Here is a 23,170-nt window from a genome sequence, read left to right on the forward strand (position 1 = left end):
GAATTGGCTCCCGGAGCAGGACTCGAACCTGCGACCCAGTGATTAACAGTCACTTGCTCTACCGACTGAGCTATCCGGGAACGATACGAACAGGAAGGGGCTCCTTCCTTGAACTGGCGAGCCGATGGCTCCTCGAGCAGGACTCGAACCTGCGACCCAGTGATTAACAGTCACTTGCTCTACCAACTGAGCTATCGAGGAATGACGAACGTCAAGACCGGCGCTGTGTTTATGGCTCCCGGAGCAGGACTCGAACCTGCGACCCAGTGATTAACAGTCACTTGCTCTACCGACTGAGCTATCCGGGAATGGCCTGAACACGGTGCGTAGTATACGGATCGCTCTTGTCAGGTCAAGGGCAGATTCTCACACCTGCCAGGCACATAGCAGAACGCCCGCACGAGAAATCGTGCGGGCGTTCAGGATCTGGTGGCTACGCCCTGATTTGAACAGGGGACCCCATCATTATGAGTGATGTGCTCTAACCAGCTGAGCTACGTAGCCAAGCGACAGCAGGCATTGCCTGTTTGACGCGGCAAGATTATGCACGAAGCGGAACCAACAGGCAAGGCGTTCACCCTCGTCTTTGCACGCCGCCTAGGCGGCTATCGACGTCGCCACCCTGGCCGACGCTCCGCTGTCGAGGATCACCCCACCATGTGGGCGTCTCAGCCCTGCCGCAGGGCTGGCCACTCAGGGTGAGATGGGCTAGTCTGATTCGTTCAAACAACTGTTCTAAACGCGAACCAAGGGAGCGCCCCATGCTCACCCTCATCCTTCTGCTTCTCACCGTCGTCGGCCTGCTGGCCGTGATGCGCCGCGAGGCCGGCGCCATGCCGACCCTGATCCTGCTTGGCGTGCTCGGCCTGGCGGGCCTGCTGCTGGGCTCCCCCGTGCTCGGCGTGCTGCTGCTGCTCGGCGCAGTGACGGTGGCCGTGGCCGGTCTGCCTGCCCTGCGCATCCAGTGGCTTACCCCGAGGCTGTTCGCCATGTTCAAGCGCGTCTCGCCCAAGGTGTCGGCAACCGAGCGCACCGCGCTGGAAGCCGGCACCGTGGCGTGGGACGGTGAGCTGTTCTCGGGCCGCCCACAGTGGAACAAGCTGATGGCCTACCGCGACGATGGCCTGACCGAGGAGGAGCGCAGCTTCCTCGAGCATCAGTGCTCGGTGGCCGCCGGCATGTGCAATGCCTGGGAGATCGCCAAGGAGCGTGCCGACCTGCCCGAAGAGCTGTGGCAGTACCTGAAGAAGGAAGGCTTCTTCGGCATGATCATTCCCAAGGAGTATGGCGGCCTCGGGTTCTCGGCCAAGGCGCAGTCGCTGGTGCTGCAGAAGCTCTCCATCAGCGAGACGCTGATGGTCACGGTGGGCGTACCCAATTCCCTGGGCCCCGGCGAGCTGCTGCTCAAGTACGGCACCCAGGCGCAGAAGGATCACTTCCTGCCGCGCCTGGCCGACGGCCGCGAGATCCCCTGTTTCGGTCTCACCGGCCCGCGCGCCGGCTCCGACGCCACCTCGCTGCCAGACACCGGCATCGTGTGCAAGCAGATGGTCGACGGCAAGGAGGTGCTGGGCCTGCGTCTCAACTTCGAGAAGCGCTGGATCACCCTGGCGCCCATCGCCACCGTGGTGGGCCTGGCCTTCCGCCTGTTCGACCCCGACCACCTGCTGGGCGAGGAAGAGGACCGCGGCATCACCCTCGCCCTAGTACCGCGCAACACCGCCGGCATGGAGATCGGCCGCCGCCACCACCCCATCGGCAGCCCGTTCCTCAACGGCCCGATCAAGGGCAAGGACGTCTTCGTCCCGCTGGATACCATCATCGGCGGCACCGAGATGATCGGCCAGGGTTGGCGCATGCTGGTGGAGTGTCTCTCCATCGGCCGCTGCATCACCCTGCCCTCCGGCGCCAGCGGCACCATGCGCTACGCCCTGGGCTGGACCGGCGGCTTCGGCCGCATTCGCCGCCAGTTCAACGTGCCGGTGGTGGAAATGGAAGGGGTGCAGGAGCCCCTGGCGCGCCTGGCCTCGCTGGGCTATATCGCCCAGGCCGCCGTCTACCAGACTGCCAACACCATCGACCGCGGCGAGAAGCCTGCCGTGCCCTCGGCGATCCTCAAGAGCCAGCTCACCGAGTTCCAGCGCCTCGGACTCTCCGATGCCATGGACATTCACGGCGGCAAGGCGGTGACCCTGGGCCCACGCAACTACCTGGGCATCGGCTACAGCGCCAACCCGGTCTCGATCACGGTGGAAGGGGCCAACATCATGACCCGCAACCTGATGATCTTCGGCCAGGGCGCCATTCGCTGCCATCCGTTCGTGCTCAAGGAGCTGGCTGCCTCCGACAGCAACGACCTCAAGGCCTTCGACCACGCCTTCTTCGGCCATGCCGCGCTGGTCTTCGGCAACGCCGCCCGCGCCTTCACCATGGGGCTCGGCATCGGCAAGCCAAGCGTGCCCTTCGATGCGATCGCCGCACCCTATGCCAGTGACATGGCGCGCCTCTCCGCCGCCTTCAGCCTGTGCGCCGATGCCGCCATGGCCAGCCTCGGCTCGGCCCTGAAGCAGCGCGAGATGATCTCGGCGCGCCTCGGCGACGTGCTCTCCAACCTCTACCTGGCCTCGATGGTGCTCAAGCACTGGCAGGAGGGCGACAAGGTGGAGGGCGAAGCCGCCCTGCTCCACTACAGCTGCACCCACCTGCTGCAGCGCGCCGAGCAGGCCTTCGACGAGCTGTTCGACAACCTGCCCAACCGGGCGCTGGGCGGCGTGCTGCGCGCCGTGACAATGCCGACGGGACGGCGCTGGAAACGCCCTGCCGACGCCCTGACGCGAGAGATCGCCCAGGCGGTATCGCGCGACACTGCGCTGCGGGCCAAGTTGCTGCGCGAAACCTGGCAGGACAACGACGGCGCCAAGGACAACCCGCTGGCGCGCTACAACGCCCTGCTGGCCGAGTATGACCGCGCCGAGGCGCTCTACCGCACGGTCAACAAGGCGTATGCCAAGGGCGACCTGCCGCGTGAGGCGCTGCACCCCGAGGTACGCCTGGAGGCGGCCCGCGAGAAGGGCCTAGTCAGCGAGGAGGACGCCGAGTTCATGCGCCGCTTCGAAGCCGAGGTGCTCGAGCTGCTCAGCGTGGACGACTTCGAGTACGATGAGTTCGCCACCGACAAGGCCAACATCCTGCGCCACAACGCCGCGTAGCTCCTCCTCTCACTCTTCTCCTCTCCTCGCTTCACCTCCCTCGACCCCGGCCCAGCGGCCGGGGTTTTTCCGCCTTGGCCACCCGATCAAAGTGGCCAGACCAGCAGGATCATAGGCAGCGCCACGACCATCACCATCAGCGACAGCGGCAGGCCCATTTTCCAGTAGTCACCGAAACGATAGCCTCCGGGGCCCATGACCAGCGTGTTCGACTGATGGCCGATGGGGGTCAGGAAGGCGCAGGAGGCGCTGACCGCGATGATCATCAGGAACGGGTCGATCGACACGCCGAAGCCTTCGGCGAGGCTGGCGGCGATGGGCGCCATCAGTAGCGCCGCCGCCGCATTGTTGATCACGTTGGAAAGCAGCATCGACACCGCAAACAGGCCGATCAGCAGCACCAGCACGGGCCACTGCTCGCCTGCCAGGAGAAGCGAGTCGGCGATCAGCTTGGCCCCGCCGCTGGTCTCGAGCGCCTGGCCGACCGGTATCATGGCGCCAAGCAGGACGATCACCGGCCCGTCGATGGCCTGGTAGCCGTCGCGCAAGGACAGCACGCCCACCAGCAGCGCCGCCAAGGCGGCAGCGGATAGCGCCACGGCGGCCGGCAACAGGTCCGCCAGCATGGCGACCAGGGCCAGGGCAAAGATTCCTAGAGAGATCAGCAGCATGCGAGGCTGTCCCAGCGGCAGGTTGCGCCTTGCCAGGGGCAGGCAACCCAGGGTGGCCAGGCTTTCGGTGAGGTTGCTCTCGCCGCCTTGCAGCAGCAGCACGTCGCCGGGGCGAAAGCGAATATCGCGCAGCCGCTGCTTGAGGCGCCCGCCATCGCGGGCCACCGCCACCAGGTGGAGGCCATACTGGTTCTGCAGGCGCAGCTGCGTGACGGTGCGATTGACCATCATGGAGTCATTGCGCACCACGGCTTCGAGCAGCTCCAGCCCCTCGGTGTCGGTGGCTTTTCGCTCCTCCTTGCGCTCCTTCCGCTGTGCCTTTTTTTCCGCTTTCCTGCTCGCCTGGGGCTTGTCCTCGTCAGCCTTCGACGCTGCGGTTGCTTGCGGATCGCGCTGTTCATCGGCGCTCACACCCAGGCTGAGCCCGGCCTTGTCCTCGAGCAGCTTCATCTCCTCTGGCCCCGCCTCGACCAGCAGGATATCCCCCTCCTTCAGCACTCCGAGAAAGGCATGACCGGCGCGGCGCTGGTCCCCACGCAACACCGCCAGCACGGGGATGGTCTCTTCCAGCTCGCGCTGGAGCTCGCGCAGGGTCCATCCGGCCGCTTTCGAGTCCTCGGTCACCTTCATCTCGGTAAGGTAGTTGGCGGTATCGAACATCTCCTCGGTGGATGCCTTTCCCGCCCGGTCGGGCACCAGCCGCCAGCCCAGCAGCACGATGAAGGCGAGCCCCGCCAGGGCCACGACGGCGCCTACCGGAAAAAACGAGAACATGCCGAAGGTGTCGCCCGATACCGAACCGCGATAGCTGGCGATGATGATGTTGGGCGGCGTGCCGATCAGGGTCATCAGCCCACCGAGCAGGGAGCCGAAGGCCAGCGGCATCAGCAGCAGCGAAGGAGAGGTATCGTGCTCGCGGGCGAGCCGCATGGCGACCGGCAGCAGCAGCGCCAGCGCGCCCACGTTGTTCATGAAGGCCGAGAGCACCACCACCGTGGTGGTCAGCGCCACGAGCTGCAGGAACAGCCGGTCACCGACCTTGAGCACCTGCTCGGCGATCATGTCGACCACGCCGGAGCGCTCGAAGCCACGGCTGAGCACCAGCACGGCGGCCACCGTGATCACCGCCGGGTGGCCAAATCCCATGAAGGCCTGGTCGGCGGGAACCAACCCCAGCATCACCGAGACGAGCAGTGCGGAAAGCGCCACCAGGTCGTAGCGAAAGCGACCCCAGACGAACGCGGCCAGGGTGAGGCCCAGCACGATGAACACCAGCGTATGATTGGCCATATCCCTGCGGCTCTCCAGTCGACTTGAGACTCCAGCACACCAGCCAATCAAGAAAAAATCCAGCCTTTTCTTGAGCTTCCAACACAAATTGAAGAGCCGGACCAGGCAAGGCGAAGCGATGGAGGGCGGTGCGCAAGGCACCCGGCCGCAGCCGGGTGACCTTGGCGCTCATGCGCCTGGACTGGCGCCGGCCTTACGGCTCGGGGAACGGCAGGGGGGCATCGGTGTCGCGCCGGACCGCAAAGACATTCAGAGTCATGGCCACCAGGGCGTAGTAGCCGAACACGCCCACCAGCTCGACCACGGCGGGTTCACCGAAGGCCTCGACGGCCTCGGCATAGAGCGCCGCGTCGACGCGCCGGGTGGCGTAAAGCGTGGTGCCCAGGCGATAGATCAGGCGCTCGTCGTCGCGCTCGAAGAGCGGCTCCCGCCCCGCGCGCAGCGCCTCGATCACGGCATCGTCGATTCCCGCCTCGCGGGCGATAGGTGCGTGGATCTGCCACTCGGCCTGGGACTGCCACCAGGCGGCGGTGACCAGGATGGCCAGTTCAGTCAGGCGCAGCTCCAGCCGCGTGCCGTAGCGGCAGAAGGCGCCCAGCCGCTGGGCGTGATCGGCCAGGCCCGGGCTGTGGATCCAGGCCAGGAAGGGGCCGTCCAGGTTGCCGCGCGGGCCGCTGAGGATCTCCTCCAGCACGCGGCGCTGGTCGGCATCCATGCGCATCTCGTCGAGTGGGGTCAGGCGGGATTCGATGGCCATGTGCGTCTCCTTATCGGCCAGCCAGCGCACTGCGCAGAGCGGTATCAAGCTTGTCGACAATCTCGTCCAGATGGCTCTCATCAAGAATGAAGGGCGGCGCCAGCAGGATGTGATCACCCTGGCGGCCGTCGAGCGTGCCGCCCATGGGATAGCACATCAGCCCCGCCTGCATGGCGGCCTGCTTGACGCGGGCATGCACCTTGCGCTCGGGTTCGAAGGTGGCCTGGGTGGCACGGTCGGCCACCAGCTCCAGGCCCAGGAAAAGCCCCCTGCCGCGAATGTCGCCGATGTGGGGATGCTCGCCGAAGCGTTCGGCGAGACGCCGCTGCAGCCCCTCGCCCAGCTCGCGCACCCGGGGCAGCAGGTCGCGCTGCTGGATGGCGGTCTGCACCGCCAGGGCCGCGGCACAGGCGGTCGCATGGCCGATATAAGTATGGCCGTGCTGGAAGAAGCCCGAACCATTGGCAATGGCCTCGCGGATACGTCCGCTGACCAGAGTGGCGCCGATCGGCTGGTAGCCGGCCCCGAGCCCCTTGGCGATGGTGATCAGGTCGGCGGTGATGCCCTCCTGCTCGGCGGCGAACAGGCTGCCGGTGCGCCCCATGCCGCACATCACCTCGTCAAGGATCAGCAGCACGCCATGGCGGTCACACACTTCGCGGACCCGCTTGAAGTACCCCGGCACCGCGGGCACCGCGCCCATGGTGGCGCCCACCACCGGCTCGGCCACGAAGGCCATCACGTTCTCCGCGCCCAGGCGCAGGATCTCGCTTTCCAGCTCATGGGCCAGGCGTACGCCCATTTCCTCCGGGGACTCGCCCGGCTGTAGGCCGCGATAGGCGTAGCAGGGGCTGACATGGCTGACATCGATCAGCAGCGGCTCGAACTGCTGGCGCCGCCAGGCGTTGCCGCCGGTGGCGAGCGCCCCCAAGGTGTTGCCATGATAGCTCTGGCGGCGCGCAATCAGGTGCCTGCGCTGCGGCTGGCCGATTTCGATGAAGTACTGGCGCGCCAGTTTCAGGGCCGCTTCCATCGCCTCGGAGCCGCCCGAGACGAAGTAGACCGACTCGAGCCCTGCAGGAGCGCGCTCGACCAGGAAATCAGCCAGCGCTTCCATCGGCTCGGTGGTGAAGAAGGAGGTATGAGCGTAGGCCACCTTGCCTACCTGCTCGCGGATGGCCTCGATGACGGCGGCATCGCTGTGCCCCAGGCAGGAGACCGCGGCGCCACCGCAGGCATCCAGGTAGCGCCGCCCCTGGGCGTCGATCAGGTAAGGGCCGTCGCCTTTCACGGCCGTGGGGTAGCCCTGCGTCAAGCTGCGATGGAAGACGTGGCTCATGGAATCCTCCGGGTGGATAATATGCAAAATATAGATGCTCTATATTAATTTGCAATTTATATTTGCACAAATAAAGCACAAGATGCCTTTCCCAACGACGCCATCCCCGACAACTGTGAAGCGATGCCATGACAGATACCACCACGCCACCCCCGGAAACGCTGAGCGGCCTAAGGCAACGGCTCAAGGCCATCGAGGCCGGCGAAGCGGATATCCGGCTGGGCAAGCGCTCCCGGCACGTACTTGCGCTGCTGATCGAGGCACCGCAACAGGCCGCGGTCTCGTCCATCAGCGAGCTGGCGGATCAGTTGGGCGTGAATGCCTCGACGCTTTCGCGCCTGGCCCAGCGCCTGGGCTATGGCGGTTTCGGCCAGCTGCAGGACGTGTTTCGCCGTGAAGTTACCGAAGGCCAGAGCTTCTACAGCGACCAGGCCTCGCGCCTGCTCGAAGCCGGCGGCGATACCCAGGGGCTGACCCGACTGAGCCGCCTGGGTCGGCAAGAGAGCGCCAACATGGCGAGCCTGCTGGAGCGAATCGATCCAGCGGCCTTTGAGCAGACGGTGACGCTGCTGGCGAGGGCCCATCGGGTGCGCGTGCACGGCATGCGCCAGTTCCACTCCCTCGCGCTGTTCATGGCCTATGGACTGGGAATGCTGCGCCCCGATGTCGCCCCCCTCGACGCGGGCCGGCAAGGCGTCGCCGATGCCCTGGCCCAGCTCGATCCCGGCGACGTACTGGTGGTGGCAAGCTGCTTTCCCTACACGCCGAGCGTGCTGGCCACCGCCGAGGTGGCGGCCCGCCACGGGATCGTGGTCATCGCCCTGACCGATTCGGAAAGCTCTCCCCTGGCTCGGGTTGCGCGGCACAGCTTCACGGTGCCCAACCACAGTCTGTTCTACAGCAACAGCATGTGTGCCTTCCTGCTGCTCGCGCAGGGCCTGCTGAGTGAAGTGGCCAGCGTACTGGGGACGACTGGATTGGCGGCGCTGAAGCACCGCGAGACGATGATCGCCGAACTCGGCGCCTCGCTGTGATCGGAGCCGGTCGCCCACGGGGGCGACCGGCGGAGGGGCAGCGTGGTGATGCTGCGACGTCAGCGGATGGAAAAGAAAATCAGTGAAGGGGGAGCCAGTAAAGCCGCCTCAGGGCACCAGGATGGTAGAGCCGGTGGTCTGGCGCCCGGCCAGGGCGTCCTGGGCCTTGCCGGCATCGGCCAGGGCGAAGCGCTGGCCGATCTCGACCTTGACCTTGCCGCTGCCGAGCATCTCGAACAGGTCGCGGCACATCGCCTCCAGCCGTTCACGGGTGTCGGCATAGCCGTTGAGGCTGGGGCGGGTGACGAACAGCGAGCCCTTCTGATTGAGGATGCCGAGATTGACTCCCTCGACGGCGCCCGAGGCGTTGCCGAAGCTGACCATCAGCGAGCGCGGCTTGAGGCAGTCCAGCGAGGTGAGCCAGGTGTCCTTGCCCACCGAGTCGTAGACCACATCGCACATCGCGCCGCCCGTCAGCTCGCGCACCCGCTCGACGACGTCTTCTCGGGTGTAGTCGATGGTTTCCCAGGCGCCATTGGCCTTGGCCAGTGCCGCTTTCTCCGCGGAGCTGACGGTACCGATCACCTTGACGCCCAGCGCCTTGGCCCACTGGCAGGCGATAGAACCCACGCCACCCGCGGCAGCGTGCCACAGGATCGTCTCGCCGCCTTCGAGCGGGCAGGTCTGGCGCAGCAGGTACTGCACGGTCAGGCCCTTGAGCATGCTGGCCGCAGCCGTTTCCGCGTCGATGCCCTCGGGCAATGCGACCACCTTGTCAGCAGGCAGCACGTGGTACTCGGCGTAAGCGCCCAGCGGACCCTGGGCATAGGCCACCCGGTCGCCCTCCTGCAGGTGGCTGACGCCTTCGCCCACGGCGTCGACCACGCCGGCACCCTCGGTGCCGAGCCCCGAAGGCAGCCCGGGCGCCGGATAGAGGCCGGTGCGGAAGTAAATGTCGATGAAGTTGAGCCCAATAGCTTCGTTGCGGACCCGAACCTCACCGGCGGCCGGATCGGCCGGGGTCACGTCGACGAATTCAAGCACCTCGGAACCACCGGTGCGAGCAAACTGGATGCGCTTGGCCATGTCACCTTCCTTTTGTTCACTATCGTGTCAGGGGCTTCATCCAAGCGCCCTTGGCGCGGTGGGTCAAGCCCCACCGCTGCGTTCAGCCGGGAAAGGCGGCCAGGCGCTCGACGAAACAGGCCTTCTCCTGCTCGAAGAAATGCGGATCATGCTTGAAGCGCCGCACGATCGCCTCGTCGTCGAAGGCCATGGGGGCCGCCAAGTCATCCACCCGGTGGGCGGGATGACGCCGCGCCAGCCCGATGCGCCTGCCACCGGGGGCGGCGAACCAGCGGTTGACGCCGCAGCGCTGGAAGAAGGCTTCCTCGTCCTGGTCCGCTGCATCGACCCGCAGCGGCGCCTTCTGCGCCAGCTCGCGGATCAGCCGCCGCTCGCTCTCGCGGTCGCCACCGGGCGAGGCATGCAGCCACAGCGACATGCCGGTACCCGTAGCATCGAGGATCAGCAGCGCCAGCGCGCCGGGCCGGCCCTGGTCGTCTACCAGCGCCCAGAGCCGTGCGGCTTCCTGGGCGAACAGAATCTGTCGCGTACCGGTGAAGGTCACCAGGGGCGCCAGCCCCGCCTCCCTACCGTAGACGTCGGCGCACAGCCGCGCGAGCCAGGCATCGCGCTGCTCGTCGCGCTCGGGCGTGATCACCTTCATGCATTGCCTCGTTGCCTCGTGAAAGCCGGCAAGACTAGCATAGTCTCCCCCATTGCCGCCCATGCCTTGTATCGCCACATGGTCATCCGTGTCACCACGTCGTCATCGCGTTGCGCTACCCTGTCGAGAAACCGCCTCCGGAGCCTTCCATGCCAGCCGCTCACCCCGACGTTGCCCTGCCCCGCCTGATCGCCCACCGCGGCCTCTCCGCCCGGGCGCCCGAAAACACCCTGGCCGCCGTGCGCGCCGCCCATACGGCCGGCTGCCAGTGGGTGGAACTCGACGTCCAACTGCTCGGCGACGGCACGCCGGTGATCTGGCATGACAGCACGCTAAAGCGCTGTTCGGACGGCCACGGCAGGCTGGCCACGCTCGACCTGGCCAAGGCCCGCAGGCTCGACGTGGGCGCCTGGTTCGGCGACACCTTTCGCGGCGAGCGCATGGCCACGCTCGACGAGATGCTGGCGCTGCTGGTGGAGCTGGACATGGGCGTGAACATGGAGCTCAAGGTGACCAGCCGCCGCAGCGGCAGCGAGCTCGCCGAGGCCGTGATTCCGCGCCTGCTCGATGCGCTGCCGCCGCAGCGCCTGATCGTGTCCTCGTTCGATGCCGTGGCGCTGCGCCAGGCGCGCTCGCTGGCCGATGCATCGCTGCTGCCCATCGGCGTGCTGACCGAGAGCGTGCCGCAGAAGTGGCAGCCGCTGTGCGAGGGCCTCGATGCCTACAGCATCCATACCGACTGGACGCGGCTGACCGCCAAGCGCGCCGACGAAATCAAGGCCGCGGGCTATCGCCTGCTGTGCTACACCGCCAACGATCCCGCCGCCTTCGCCGACCGCTGGCGCTGGGGGGTCGACGGTGCGATCAGCGACGACCCCACCCGCTTCGCCGATATCGCCCCGCCGCCGGACCGGGCCTGAGGCGCAGCCGGTTCAGGCGAACCTACCCAACTGCCAGCGCTGCGAGAGCTGCTTCAACATTCTCAGGCCAGCTATGCTGTTGCCATGCTCGTTGAGCGCGGGGCCGATCACGCCGAAGCCCCAGCGCCCGGGCGCCACCGCCAGAATCGCCCCGGACACGCCGCTCTTTGACGGCATGCCCACTTCGAGGGCGTAGCGGCCCGACTGATCGTACATGCCGGTGGTGAACATCAGGGTCAGCACGATACGCACCGTCTCCTCGCCGATAAGGCGCTCGCCGCTCTCCGGGTCGCGCCCACCGTTGGCCAGCACCGCGGCGATGCGTGCCAGGTCCACGCAGGTGAGCTCGATGGAAGTCTGCTTGAGATAGGGCACCAGCAGGTCTTCCTCGCTGCCTTTGAATACATCGTGGCTACGCATGTAGTAAAAGAGCGACCGGTTGAGATCCTGGTCCTCGGCCTCGAACATGACCGGGTCGTAGTCAAGCGTAGGGTTGTTCGAGAGGCGCCGAAAGAATTCGCGCAGCCGCACAAAGCGCTCCTCCCCGTCGGCGCCGCGGATCATGGCCGTCGTGACAATGGCGCCGGCGTTGATCATGGGATTGGAGGGGATGCCCATTTCACCCTCCTCAAGCGTGGCGATGGAGTGATAAGGATCGCCCGAGGGCTCCATGCCGACCCGTTCGAACAGCGCCTCGGCGCCGACATCCTCCAGCGCCAGAGCCAGCGTCAGCGCCTTGGATACGCTCTCCATCGGAAAGCGCTCCTCGGCGCTACCGGCTCGGGCAGTGCTTCCATCGGCCCCTGTCATGGCGATCCCGACCCGCTCCCAGTCAGCGTCGCCCTGCTCCGTGAATGACGTCATCTCACTCTCGTGGCGATACTCGCGCTCTCGCGTCACGATCTCATTCAGCGTCCGGACTCGTTCTTGGTCGATGCATTCCATTGGCAGCGCCCACCTCCCTGGCTATCCCGATTTCCCGACTCGCCCCCCAGCGGCCTTATGACCTAGGGTTAGAGGACCTGCCTACCAGGCTAGACGCCGCTCAGGAGATGGAGCAATGGAACTGCTGAATCGCATTACGGACTATCTGATCGACAACGAACTGAAGCTGGCCACGGCCGAATCCTGCACCGCCGGGCTGATCGTCTCGGAGCTGGCCCGCGTGCCCGGCAGCGGCCAGGGCATCGACTGCGGCCTGGCCGTCTACTCGCCGCCCTCCAAGAATCGCTACCTGGGCGTCAGCTTCGCCACCATCGAACGCCATGGCCTGACCAGCGAAGCGGTGGCCAGCGAGATGGCGGCAGGCGCGCTGAACAACAACGATGCCGATGTGGCGGTTGCCAACACCGGCGTCGCCGGCCCCAGCCCCGGCGACGACGACACCCCGGTCGGCACCGTCTGCTTCGCCTGGGCCTTTCGAGTGGATAGTCACCATTACCACTTCTGCGAAACGCGCCGCTTCGACGGCGAACGCAACGAGGTGCGCCTGGCCGCCGCCCACTACGCTCTGGAACGCCTGCCGCACTACCACCAGCTTTGCCGAGAGCAGGCACGGCAGGGGCCGAGCGGGGACTCGACGTCGCGGCGCGCGGTGCAGCGCGCCATCGGCGTGGCGCTGGGCGCACGCGGCGAGATCGATCCCCAAGAGGAGATCGAGCGACGCCGCGACTTCCTGGTCGAGACCATGCAGCAAAGCGGCCAGCGGGCACTGGTACTGGGCATCAGCGGCGGTGTCGACTCCACCGTGGCGGGCCGCCTGGCGCAGCTTGCCGTGGAAAAGCTGCGCGACCAGGGTAAGTCCGCCACCTTCATCGCCATGCGCCTGCCCTATGGCGTGCAGCAGGATGCCGATGATGCCGAAAAGGCGCTGACGTTCATCCAGCCGGACGAAGTATTGGACGTGAACATTCGCGACGGCAGCGACACCCTGCTGGCCTCGCTGGAACAGGGCGGGCTCGCGTTTCAGGATGCCCACCAGCGCGACTTCGTGCTGGGCAATATCAAGGCGCGCCAGCGCATGGTGGCGCAGTACGCCGTGGCCGGCGCCCGGGGCGGGCTTGTCATCGGCACCGACCAGGCCGCCGAGGCGCTGATGGGCTTCTTCACCAAGTACGGTGACGGCGCCTGCGACGTTGCCCCCCTCACCGGCCTGAGCAAACGCCAGGTACGCCTGCTCGGCGAGCATCTGGGGGCGCCGGAGGCGCTGGTGCACAAGCCGCCCACCGCCGACCTCGAGTCGCTCGCCCCGCAAAAACTCGACGAGGTGGCCATGGGGGTCAGCTACGAGGAGATCGATGCATTCTTGGAAAACGAGGAGGTCTCAGAACAGGCCTATGAGACGATCCTGACCACCTACCGGGGCACCGCGCACAAGCGCCAGCTGCCCATCGCACCGGACTGAAACGCACCGCACGCTCAAGCCACCCATGAACGCAAGCGGGCCGGGGAATCCCCGGCCCGCTTGCGTACTGCCCGGCGCGTGGCAAATCAGCGCGTCGCCGGCTGCGGTTCGTTCTCGTCCCGCTCTACCACCATGTCGTCTTCCACCGAAATCGGCTCCTGCTCTTCCAACTCACGGGCACTGCGTGACCGGTGCTCGATCAGGAAGTAGAGGATCAGGCCGATGCCCAGGCCCCAGGCAGCGCCGTGGGTGGCCAGGACCACGCCCATGATCCCGGCCACGCCCATGGCAGTGGCGTTCTTGATCTGCTCCACGGCCACCGCGATGCACAGGTAGCCGGTGATCAGCAGCGTGATGGAGAGCGCGATGGGCAGCACTGGGCGGAAGAAGGTCACCAGCGGCAGCAGGAACAGCGCGAAGAAACCAACGATCCAGAACACCCCGGTACCGGAGTAGATGGTATCCATGGCCTTGCGCCCATAGCGGTAGCGCTCGGTCACGGTGGCCATGCCGCCGGTGAACAGCGGGCCGGCCAGGCCCGGGTAGGGGGCCAGCAGCGAGTGCATCAGGTTGCGGATGCCGGTGATCAGGTGCACCCGATCAACGTTGACTTCAATCTTCTCGTCGGGGCGCAGGTGGTCGACGCGCTTAAGCAGGGTCTGGCCGACCACGATGTCACCGAAGGCGATGATGTAGGCGATGATTGCAGTAGGAATCGCTGCCACCATCAGCTCGATCGGCGGCGCGCCGATGGAGAACGGCAGGTAGGCCCAGATGCTGGCGAAGTCGGGCACGGCGATGCCCCACTCCACCGTCGGCATGCCGTACTCGCCAACGCCCCAGCCGATCGCCATGGTGATCAGCATGCCCGGCACCATGCCGAAGGCGACGATGTTACGCGCCCAGCGGTACTTCTCGGCCAGGTCGCGGAAGGAGAGCGAGAACAGTACATAGAGAGTGATCAGGCCGCCGATGCCGAGCGAAATCGGCGTGTTGTAGAGGCGCCCTCCTTCGACGATCTCGCCGCTGATGGCGGCGATGCCCGCGCCCAACAGGATACCCGCCTTGATCGACGACGGCACATTGTTGACCAGCTTGCTGCCCAGCCGCGTCACGGCCATGAACAGGAAGATGGCGGTGACCATCAGCTGCAGCGCCACCATCGCACGCATGGCGTCGGGACCCGGCTCGTATTGGCCGATGAACAGCAGTACCACGGGAATCGCCGGGGTGATCCAGCCTGCGATGAACGGCACCCCCAGCAGCGGCGGCAAAATGAAGCCGATGCCGCACACCACCACGAAGGCCAGGCCCACTTCGTAGGGCACGCCCAGATACTGCTCGAGCAACGGGATCATGCCCAAGGAGATGACGAACATCACCATGGCCTGGATGGTTTCGGGAATGGCCCACTTGAAGTGGATAAAGGGCAGGCGGACCTTGAAAGGCCCCATCGGCCAATAGGGATGCTCCTGGCCGTATTCGCGTTTGAGCAGCACGTCGATTACCTCAGCGGTTCTGTTTTGTTGATGACGATCCTCTGGTGGATTGTTGTTTTTATTGGTTGACGCTGGTTTTACGCGCCTGCACGGAAAGCGAACATTCGACCTTGTGACGAGTGAAATGCAGCTTGGCGAGCCCTCCCTGTCGACAACTTACACGCTGCGACGCGCAGGAAGGCGCGGAACAGCGCAAAGGGGTCGTTCGAGAGACCATGAAATCGGAGAAGTTGTCGACAAGATAGCCACCACTCCTGGCAAGTTGACGTTAACGTCAACTTTCCGGCGCCGGGGCGAGAGCAGCGTCGTCGACAGGGCGTTACCCACAGCAACACAAGCGCCTGCCGCCTGGGCTAACACTAAAGAATAAGGCAGCTGAGCGGCCTAGAAGGCCAGCAGCCTGCCCAGAGCCGCCATGTCCAGATGGGCTTCGAGGCACTCCGCCAGCCGGTCCAACTCGCGCTGGCGATGCACCGCGTAGTCCACCGCCTGCCCGTTACTGACCAGGCCGCAGCGCGCCAGCAGCGCCGCACACGCCTCGGGCCGCTCGAACAGGCCGTGCAGGTAGGTGCCCATCACCTGGCCATCGCGACTGATGGCACCGTCGGGGCGCCCTTGCAGCTCGCACAGCGGCCGCCCCAGCGCCGCCCCCTTGCTGACGCCATTGTGGATCTCGTAGCCGTCGACCGGCACCCCTTCGGGTAGCAAGCGCCCACTCACGCTGCGCAGCTGCTTGCCCGCCACCATTCGCGTCTCCAGATCGAGCAGCCCGAGCCCTTCACTGGAGCCCGCTGCCCCCTCCAGGCCGTCAGGATCGTGCACCACCCGGCCCAGCATCTGGAAGCCGCCGCAGATGCCGAGCACCCGGCCGCCGTAGCGCAGGTGCCGTTGTAATGCTTCCTCCCAGCCCTGGGCGCGCAGCCAGGCGAGATCGCTGCGGGTACTCTTGCTGCCGGGCAGGATGATCAGGTCCGCCGGCGGGATCGCTCGGCCGGGCCCGACGAAGGTCAGATCGACCTGCGGGTGCAGGCGCAGCGGGTCGAAGTCGTTGTGGTTGCTGATACGCGGCAGCGCCGGTACCACGACCTTGAGCGTGCTCCCCGCCCCCACCCGCCCGCTGCGGCCGATGCTGTCCTCGGCGTCGAGCAGCAGGCCCTGCAGATAGGGCAGCGTGCCGAATACCGGCTTGCCGGTGCGCTCGGTGAGCCAGTCGAGCCCCGGCTCGAGCAGGGCGATGTCGCCGCGAAAGCGGTTGACGATGAAGCCACGGGTACGTGAGCGCTCGCTCTCGCTGAGCAGCGCCAGGGTGCCGACCAGCTGGGCGAAGACGCCGCCGCGGTCGATGTCGCCGACCAGCACCACCGGGCAGTCGACCATCTCGGCGAAGCCCATGTTGGCGATGTCGCCCTCGCGCAGATTGATCTCGGCCGGGCTGCCCGCCCCCTCGGCAACGATCACGTCGAAGCGCGACGACAGCGCCTGCCATGCCGCCAGCACGCTTTCCCGGGCGGTGCGCTTGTAGGCGTGATAGTCCAGCGCGTCCATGTGGCCGTGGACCCGCCCGCGCAGGATCACCTGGGCGCCGCGGTCGCTTTCGGGCTTGAGCAGCACCGGGTTCATGTCGCTGTGGGGCTCGACGCCTGCCGCCAGTGCCTGCAGCGCGGTGGAGCGGCCGATCTCGCCGCCGTCCACCGTCACCGCGCTGTTGAGCGCCATGTTCTGCGGCTTGAACGGCGCCACCGACACCCCTCGCCGCGCCAGCACCCGGCACAGCCCGGCCACCACCGTGCTCTTGCCAGCATCCGAGGTGGTGCCCTGAATCATCAATGTCGCCATGAGATTAGAGCTCTATTCCTCGCTGCGCTTTCACTCCCTGATCCTTGAAGGCGTGCTTGACCGCCTTCATCTCGGTGACGGTATCGGCCAGCTCGATCAGTTGCTCGGGAGCGTAGCGGCCGGTGACCACGACGTGCTGCATGGGCGGACGCGCCTGCAGGTCGTCAAGCACGCGATCGAGGTCGAGGTAGTCGTAGCGCAGAGCGATGTTGAGTTCATCGAGCAGTACCAGGTCGAAGCTGGCATCGCTGAGCATGCCGCGGGCCACCTCCCAGGCGGCCTCGGCGGCGCGGGTGTCGCGCTCGCGGTCCTGGGTATCCCAGGTGAAGCCCTCGCCCATCACGTGATACTCGACGCCAGGCACCTGACGAAAGAAGGCCTCCTCGCCGGTTTCCCGCGTGCCCTTGATGAACTGCACCACGCCTACCTTCATGCCGTGGCCAAGCGCCCGGGCCAGCATGCCGAAGCCGGAGCTGCTCTTGCCCTTGCCCGGGCCGGTGAGCACCAGCAGCAGGCCCTGCTCCTTCTGGGCCCCGGCGATGCGCGCCTGCATGATCTTCTGCTTGGCCGCCATGCGCTGGGCATGGCGCTGGGGGTCCTTGGCGTTGTCGCGCATGGCCGTCTCCTAGTTCTTGTCCTGGGTGAAACGCAGCGGTTCGCCGCGGAAGATGGCGGCGGCCAGTGCCGGCGCCGAGGGGAAGTAGCCGTGGAAGTAGCTGGCCACCAGCCTGCCCTCTACGAAGACCGGCTCCGCGGGGCTGCCGGCCAGGCGCCGGGCATGGGCGGCCGGCTCAAGAGGGGTTTCCAACAATGAGTGATGGTAGGTGTGGCCACGCAGCTCACCGGTGTCGGTCGAGAGGCTCTGCAGGCCCAGGGCGCTGAGCTTGCCGGCCATGCGGGCGGTGCCGGTCAGCAGCCCCAGCATGGCGTGCTCGCGCCTTTCACCGTCGACCAGCGACTCCATGCATGCCATCAGCCCGCCGCACTCGGCCAGGATCGGCCGCCCGGCGTCGTGGTGGCCGCGGATCGCAGCGAGCATTGGCGCGTTGGCGGCGAACTTCCCACCGTGCAGCTCCGGGTAACCGCCGGGCAGCCACAGGGCGTCGCAGCCGGGCAACTCGTTGTCGGCCAGCGGCGAGAAGAAGCGCAGCTCGGCGCCCATCTGGAGAAGCAGGTCGAGATTGGCGCGGTAGAGAAAAGCGAAGGCGTCGTCGCGGGCCACGCCGATGCGCACGCCCTCGAGCAGCCGCGGCGGCGGCTCGGGGGCCTCGGCCTCGAGCGTCACCCTGGCCGGCAGGCGGTCGAGGCCCGCCTCCTTGAGCACTTCGGCGGCGGCGTCGAGCTGGGCGTCGAGCCCCGCCAGCTCGCCGGCCTGCACCAGCCCCAGGTGGCGGTCGGGAATCTTCATCGCCTCGTGACGGGGGATGGCCCCGAGCAGCGAAAGCCCCTCAGGCATGCTCTCGGCCAGCAACCGGCCGTGACCGGGGCTACCCACGCGGTTGGCAATCACCTCGTGGATGGCGAGCTCAGGATGGTAGTTGGCCAGCCCCTGGGCCACGGCGCCGAAGGTCTGGGCCATGCCCCAGGCGTCGATCACCGGCAGCGCCGGCAGTCCGGCCAGGATCGCCAGGTCGGCGCTGGACGGGTCGCCGTCGAACAGCCCCATGGAACCCTCCACCAGGATCAGGTCGGCGTCACGGGCCGCTTCGGCCAGACGCCAGCGACACTCGTGCTCGCCGGTCATCCAGGGGTGGAGCTGGTAGACCGGCTGGCCCGAGGCCACCTCCTGGACCATGGGGTCGAGGTAGTCGGGGCCGTGCTTGAACACTCTCACCTTGCGCCCGGCATTGCGGTGCAGCCGCGCCAGCGCCGCGGTGACCATGGACTTGCCCTGGCCGGAGCCGGGAGCGGTAATCAGGGCGGCATGAGCCTCGCCGCGAATCGTCGATGTCGTCATATCACCTCACGGGTACGAAAACGGGGGCGCCGTCGATCTCGGCGGTGGCCAGGCGCTGGCCGTAGAGCCGCTCCAGGGCGGCGGGCACCAGCATGTTGCTGGCCGGCCCCCAGCACGCCTCGCCGTCGGGATAGAGCAGCAGCAGGTGATCGCACCAGCGCGCCGCCAGGTTGAGGTCGTGCAGGCACATCATCACCGCACGTCCCTCGGCGGCCTGCTCGGCGAGCAGCGCCATCACCGCGCTCTGGTGATGCAGATCGAGATGGTTGGTGGGCTCGTCGGCGAGCCAGATCTGCGGCGCCTGGGTCAGCACCGTGGCAATCGCCAGGCGCTGGCGTTCGCCCCCCGAGAGCGTGCTGACCAGGCGCTCGGCCAGGTGATCGACGTCGAGCCGTTCGAGCGCCGCCTCGGCCAGGCGCAGGTCCTTGCCACTCTCCATCTGCCACGCCGAGAGCCATGGATGCCGACCGATCAGCGCCGTCTCGCGCACCGTGGCGGGAAAGCCGTCGTGGCGATCCTGGAACACCAGGCCCAGGGTACGTGCCACCTGCCGCCGGTCCAGCGCCGCCAGCGGACGGCCATCGATCAGCACCTGCCCTGCCCGTGGCACGCGCAGCCCGGCCAGGGTGTGCAGTAGGGTGGTCTTGCCGGCGCCGTTGGGGCCTAGCACGCCCCACACCTGCCCCGGCTCGACGCTGAACGCAAGCGCCCGCCCGTCGCGCCGCCCCGGCACGTCGATCACCAGCTCGCGAGTCTCGAGGCGGTTCATCAGCGGCTCCGGTACAGCAGGAAGAGGAAGGTGGGCACGCCGAGCAGCGCGGTGATCACCCCCACCGGCAGCTGCTCCGGGGCGATCATGGTACGCGCCAGGGTGTCGGCCAGCACCAGCAGGGTGCCGCCGGCCAGGGCGCAGGCCGGCAGGATCAGGCGCTGATCGTTGCCCAGCACCAGGCGCAGCATGTGCGGCACCACCAGACCGACGAAGCCGATGCTGCCGGCGGTGGTCACCGCGGTGGCGGTCAGCACGCTGGCCACGACATAGATCGTCCACTCCAGCGGGCGCACGTTGACCCCCAGCGCCGCTGCCTGCAGCGGGCCACGCGCCATGACGTTGAGGCTACGACCCAGCGGCATCAGCAGCAGGCAGATCAGCAGCAGCAGGATCAGCGGCGGCCAGGGCGTGCGTGCATAGGAGAGGTCGCCCATCAGCCAGTAGAGCATGCCGGGCAGGCGCTCGGCGGGGCTTATCGCCAGCATCAGGGTAATCACCGCCCCCCAGCCGGCCGCCACCACCACGCCGGTGAGCAGCAGTCGCGAAGGCGTCCAGCTGCCGGTGCCGTGGGCCAGGCCGAACACCAGCAGCGTGGAGAGAAACGCCCCGGCGAAGGCTGAGCCGGTGATTACCGCCCCGCCCAGCCCCGCCAGCATCGCCGCCAGCGCCCCCACCGAGGCGCCGCCGGAGAGGCCCAGCACGTAGGGGTCGGCCAGGGGGTTGCGCAACAGTACCTGCATCAGGGCACCGGCCACGGCAAGCAGGCCGCCCACGGCAAATGCCGACAACGAACGCGGAATGCGCAGGTCGAGGATCAGCGTGCGTGCCAGAGGGCTGCCTTCGCCGCGGGCCACCGCCCAGACGTCGGCGAGCGACAGCGCGGCACTGCCCAGGGTGACCGACAGCAGCAGCGCCGCCAGCCCCACCAGGGCCAGCGCGGCAAGCGGCGGCCATAGCGAGCGCCGGGGCATGCGATCGATCACCTCAGCGCTTGGCGCGGGCACGGTCGAGCTTCTCGCAGAACAGCCGGCTGCCCTCCAGCAGCCGCGGCGTGGGGCGCTGGATCAGCGAGGGCGGAATGAAGTAGAGGTTGTCGCGCTCGACGGCGGTCAGGCTCGGGTACTGCTGCCAATGGGTCAGCCAGTCGCGGTTCTCTTCGCCCATGCCGCCGGCGAGTATTGCCTCGGGGTCGGCGACCAGCACCGACTCGTCGTCGATGCGCGGCACCAGCCGCGACAGCTCGCCGAACACATTAGCCCCGCCGCACAGGGTCAGCACCTTGCCGATCAGGTGCTCATCGTTGATGGTCATCAGCGGCTCGTCCCACACCTGGTAGAAGACAGGCACCGGCGCAGCGTCGGCGTAGCGCTCGGCCAGCGCCGCCATGCCGTCGCGGAACTCGGCCGCCACGCGCTCCCCAGCCTCTCGGGTATCGGCCAGCAGCGCCAGGCGCTCGATGGCACTGGAAACGCCCTCGAAGTCCCGCGGCTCGATGTAGAACACCGGCATGCCCAGCGCCTCGAGGGTCTCGAGCTGCTCGGGCGGGTTGCCGGTCATCCAGCCGATCACCAGGTCGGGGGACAGTGTCACCAGGGCCTCAAGATCCATGCGGGTATGGCTGCCCACCGACTGGACCTCTTGCGCCTCGGGCGGATAGTCGCTGTAGGCCACCACCGCAACCACCTTCTCCCCCGCCCCGGCGGCATAGACCAGCTCGGTGGCGCCCGGCGAGAGCGCGGCGATGCGCTGGGCAGGCTGCCCGAGGCACACCTCCCGCTCGCGGTCGTCGATGGCGCACAGCGTGCCGGCATGCGCCTCGCCGGCCACTGGCCCCGACAGGGCCAGCGTCAGCAAGGCACAGGAAAATGCAGCGGGGCCAAGGGCCCCGCTGACTAGACCCTTACTGGCCGAAGTGGACACTGACGAAGGCCGCACGGCCGGCATTGAGATAGTCATCGCCATCGAAGAACCTGGCAGTTGTGTATTCCCTATCCAGGGCATTTTCTACTGTCAAGCGAGCTGACCACAGGGGCGCGAACTGCCAGCCGGCACGCAGGTTGACGAGCCCGAAGCCGCTGAGGCGATCCGTGTTGGCGGCATCTTCGTAGCGGTGACCCTGAACGACCCAGGAGCCACCCAGCGACCACTCGCCCAACACACGATCCACGTCGAAGCGAGCACCTTCACTCGCACGGCGCCTGAGACGATTACCGGTCGCACGATCTTCTGGATCGTTGTACGTCAATGCCGCCGCCATGGTCCAGTCACCAACCTCAGCGCCAGCGCTGAACTCAACGCCACGGATACGTGTGGTGGGGATGTTCATAGTCATTCCACCACGTTGAGCCGATATAAGGTTGTCAATATCTGTCTGATAAAGTGCCGTATCCCAGAACCACTGCCGATATTGGCCCCGCACTCCAAGTTCCACGGTCTTCGATGTTTCTGCCTCTAGGTCGGGATTCCCAAAACCAGGCCAGTAGAGGTCATTGAAAGTCGGCGCTTTGAACGCCGTTCCGTAGCTGGCCCGCAGCGTATGAGCGTCATCCAGCTCATAGCCCAGTGCCAGGCTGCCGGTCACTTCGTTACCGTAGGCCTCGTTGTCGTCATAGCGAAGGCTGGCTTGCACCGCTAAAGGAGAAAAATCGAGCAATACCTGGGAAAAGGCGGCCCTATTGTTACGTTCCTCAACCTCATAGGGTCCATCCCAAGGCATGCTACCCGTGATGCTTCCAGCAACACTATCATTCAGATACTCTGCGCCAACGATAACCTCATGAGGACCAGTCCAAATTGTATTTTCCCAGCGGACCTTTCTCGTCTCAGTATCTAGGATGGAGTCATAGAAGCTGTTAACACTTTCATCTCGAGCCTCACTCAGTGTCAAACGGCTTCGCCAGTTTGTGGTAATCGGCAGCTCTCCATAGAGCCCAGCCACCTGCTGAACGTAATCTGTCGTCGCTAGTAATCCACTCTCGTCATACTCTGTTGTACCTCTGGCTCGAAGTGCCATCACGCCTATTTCGGTGCCGCCGTCGAAGGTGTGGGCAAGTCGTACCAGGCCAGTCGTATTGTCATAGCCCATATCTTCGCCATCGCGACGCACCGGCGTGCCATCGGTGGAGAAATGACTGCCGGCGAAGCTGTAGCGGGTGCCGCCGCTCTCGCCGGATAGCCCGGCGCTGTAGCGCTGGGTATTGAAGGAGCCGCCGCCAACGGAGACGCTCGGATGCGGGCCGCCCTCCTGTGCCTCATGAGTGAACAGCTGCACTACGCCGCCCACCGCATCGGCGCCGTAGAGGCTGCCGCGGGGGCCACGCACGATCTCGGCACGCTCAAACATGCGCGGGTCGAGGAACTGCCAGGCGGCACCACCGGTCGTTGCCGAGCGCAGACGGATACCGTCGACCAACAGCACATTCTGGTCATTGCTGGTACCACGGATGAAGACGCTGCTGTTCTTGCCGAAGCTGCCGTTGGTGGAGACATCCACCCCCGGCTGGCCACGCAGCAGGTCGGTCACGCTGGTGGGGTCCTGGCGACGCAGGGTGGCCTCATCGAGTACGGTCACCGAGGAGAGCGTCTCGTCGGCGGTGCGTGGTGCCAGGGTGGCGGTGACCACCATGGGATTGAGGGCGACGGTGTCGACAGCCGTGGCCTGGGCCTGAACGGCCAGGGGAAGCGCGGCCAGACCGAAGGCGGCCAGGCCCTGCGCAGCCAGATTTTGCTTGGTTTTCATTCCGATTCCCTTGC

General features: G+C 66.6%; 18 protein-coding genes and 4 tRNA genes. 4 read left to right on the plus strand and 18 right to left on the minus strand.

All coding sequences use genetic code 11. The annotated features are described in order from the left end of the window. Positions 1-4: 4 nt before the first annotated feature. The 4 genes from ACT7B3_RS11725 to ACT7B3_RS11740 form a co-directional block, all read right to left on the minus strand. Positions 5-80 (minus strand) — tRNA-Asn (locus tag ACT7B3_RS11725). 45 nt (positions 81-125) lie between these two features. Next, positions 126-201 (minus strand) — tRNA-Asn (locus ACT7B3_RS11730). 31 nt (positions 202-232) lie between these two features. Continuing rightward, a tRNA-Asn gene (locus tag ACT7B3_RS11735) sits at positions 233-308 on the minus strand. A 119-nt stretch (positions 309-427) separates the two neighbouring features. Then, positions 428-504: transfer RNA gene (locus ACT7B3_RS11740), tRNA-Met, on the minus strand. A 257-nt stretch (positions 505-761) separates the two neighbouring features. Here ACT7B3_RS11740 and ACT7B3_RS11745 point away from each other — a divergent pair. Continuing rightward, on the plus strand, positions 762-3,209 hold the full coding sequence (locus ACT7B3_RS11745; protein WP_445158064.1) for an acyl-CoA dehydrogenase: 2,448 nt from the start codon (positions 762-764) through the stop codon (positions 3,207-3,209). Positions 3,210-3,295: 86 nt separating this feature from the next. Here the strand turns inward: ACT7B3_RS11745 and ACT7B3_RS11750 are convergent, their stop codons facing one another. The 3 genes from ACT7B3_RS11750 to ACT7B3_RS11760 all read right to left on the minus strand — a co-directional run bounded on the left by ACT7B3_RS11750 (position 3,296) and on the right by ACT7B3_RS11760 (position 7,266). Beyond that, positions 3,296-5,170 (minus strand): SLC13 family permease, encoded by a 1,875-nt coding sequence (locus ACT7B3_RS11750; protein WP_445158065.1) that lies wholly within the window; start codon positions 5,168-5,170, stop codon positions 3,296-3,298. 193 nt (positions 5,171-5,363) lie between these two features. Beyond that, the gene (locus ACT7B3_RS11755; protein WP_445158066.1) at positions 5,364-5,927 is read right to left on the minus strand and encodes a carboxymuconolactone decarboxylase family protein; all 564 of its coding nucleotides are present in this window, start codon (positions 5,925-5,927) and stop codon (positions 5,364-5,366) included. Positions 5,928-5,937: 10 nt separating this feature from the next. Then, positions 5,938-7,266 carry an aspartate aminotransferase family protein gene (locus ACT7B3_RS11760; RefSeq protein ID WP_445158067.1) on the minus strand — a complete coding sequence of 443 codons (1,329 nt, stop codon included), beginning with the start codon at positions 7,264-7,266 and terminating at the stop codon, positions 5,938-5,940. A gap of 128 nt (positions 7,267-7,394) precedes the next feature. On the opposite strand from ACT7B3_RS11760, the gene ACT7B3_RS11765 reads away from it, so the two are divergent. Next, positions 7,395-8,300: a MurR/RpiR family transcriptional regulator gene (locus tag ACT7B3_RS11765; RefSeq protein ID WP_445158068.1), complete on the plus strand. Its 906-nt coding sequence runs from the start codon at positions 7,395-7,397 to the stop codon at positions 8,298-8,300. Positions 8,301-8,408: 108 nt separating this feature from the next. Here ACT7B3_RS11765 and ACT7B3_RS11770 read toward each other — a convergent pair whose 3' ends face one another. Both ACT7B3_RS11770 and ACT7B3_RS11775 read right to left on the minus strand, forming a co-directional pair. After that, positions 8,409-9,386: an NADPH:quinone reductase gene (locus ACT7B3_RS11770; protein ID WP_445158069.1), complete on the minus strand. Its 978-nt coding sequence runs from the start codon at positions 9,384-9,386 to the stop codon at positions 8,409-8,411. Positions 9,387-9,468: 82 nt separating this feature from the next. After that, positions 9,469-10,029, minus strand: a complete 561-nt coding sequence (locus tag ACT7B3_RS11775) for a hypothetical protein (RefSeq protein WP_445158070.1) — start codon at positions 10,027-10,029, stop codon at positions 9,469-9,471. Positions 10,030-10,178: 149 nt separating this feature from the next. Between ACT7B3_RS11775 and ACT7B3_RS11780 the strand changes: the two genes are divergently transcribed. After that, positions 10,179-10,949 carry a glycerophosphoryl diester phosphodiesterase gene (locus tag ACT7B3_RS11780; protein WP_445158071.1) on the plus strand — a complete coding sequence of 257 codons (771 nt, stop codon included), beginning with the start codon at positions 10,179-10,181 and terminating at the stop codon, positions 10,947-10,949. A gap of 12 nt (positions 10,950-10,961) precedes the next feature. Here the strand turns inward: ACT7B3_RS11780 and glsA are convergent, their stop codons facing one another. Continuing rightward, positions 10,962-11,813 carry a glutaminase A gene (gene glsA, locus ACT7B3_RS11785; RefSeq protein ID WP_444677243.1) on the minus strand — a complete coding sequence of 284 codons (852 nt, stop codon included), beginning with the start codon at positions 11,811-11,813 and terminating at the stop codon, positions 10,962-10,964. A 196-nt stretch (positions 11,814-12,009) separates the two neighbouring features. On the opposite strand from glsA, the gene nadE reads away from it, so the two are divergent. Next, positions 12,010-13,353, plus strand: a complete 1,344-nt coding sequence (nadE, locus tag ACT7B3_RS11790; RefSeq protein ID WP_445158072.1) for an ammonia-dependent NAD(+) synthetase — start codon at positions 12,010-12,012, stop codon at positions 13,351-13,353. An 86-nt stretch (positions 13,354-13,439) separates the two neighbouring features. On the opposite strand, the gene ACT7B3_RS11795 is transcribed toward nadE, so the two are convergent. The 8 genes from ACT7B3_RS11795 to ACT7B3_RS11830 all read right to left on the minus strand — a co-directional run bounded on the left by ACT7B3_RS11795 (position 13,440) and on the right by ACT7B3_RS11830 (position 23,156). Then, complete coding sequence (locus ACT7B3_RS11795) at positions 13,440-14,852, minus strand: xanthine/uracil/vitamin C permease (RefSeq protein WP_444677242.1); 1,413 nt, start codon at positions 14,850-14,852, stop codon at positions 13,440-13,442. A gap of 384 nt (positions 14,853-15,236) precedes the next feature. Beyond that, a complete protein-coding gene (locus ACT7B3_RS11800) occupies positions 15,237-16,688 on the minus strand; it encodes a cobyric acid synthase (protein ID WP_445158073.1) in 1,452 nt (483 codons plus the stop codon). A 4-nt stretch (positions 16,689-16,692) separates the two neighbouring features. Beyond that, positions 16,693-17,304, minus strand: coding sequence for a cob(I)yrinic acid a,c-diamide adenosyltransferase (cobO, locus tag ACT7B3_RS11805; RefSeq protein WP_445158074.1), 612 nt, complete (start codon positions 17,302-17,304; stop codon positions 16,693-16,695). A gap of 9 nt (positions 17,305-17,313) precedes the next feature. Next, on the minus strand, positions 17,314-18,645 hold the full coding sequence (locus tag ACT7B3_RS11810) for a cobyrinate a,c-diamide synthase (protein WP_445158075.1): 1,332 nt from the start codon (positions 18,643-18,645) through the stop codon (positions 17,314-17,316). Position 18,646: 1 nt separating this feature from the next. After that, positions 18,647-19,414 carry an ABC transporter ATP-binding protein gene (locus ACT7B3_RS11815; RefSeq protein WP_445158076.1) on the minus strand — a complete coding sequence of 256 codons (768 nt, stop codon included), beginning with the start codon at positions 19,412-19,414 and terminating at the stop codon, positions 18,647-18,649. Continuing rightward, on the minus strand, positions 19,414-20,388 hold the full coding sequence (locus ACT7B3_RS11820; RefSeq protein ID WP_445158876.1) for a FecCD family ABC transporter permease: 975 nt from the start codon (positions 20,386-20,388) through the stop codon (positions 19,414-19,416). The genes ACT7B3_RS11815 and ACT7B3_RS11820 overlap by 1 nt, the downstream gene beginning before the upstream one ends. A 13-nt stretch (positions 20,389-20,401) precedes the next feature. Then, complete coding sequence (locus ACT7B3_RS11825) at positions 20,402-21,271, minus strand: cobalamin-binding protein (RefSeq protein WP_445158077.1); 870 nt, start codon at positions 21,269-21,271, stop codon at positions 20,402-20,404. 46 nt (positions 21,272-21,317) lie between these two features. Continuing rightward, the gene (locus ACT7B3_RS11830; protein ID WP_445158078.1) at positions 21,318-23,156 is read right to left on the minus strand and encodes a TonB-dependent receptor domain-containing protein; all 1,839 of its coding nucleotides are present in this window, start codon (positions 23,154-23,156) and stop codon (positions 21,318-21,320) included. Between the last annotated feature and the right edge of the window lie 14 nt (positions 23,157-23,170).

Source organism: Halomonas sp. E14 (genome assembly GCF_052568415.1).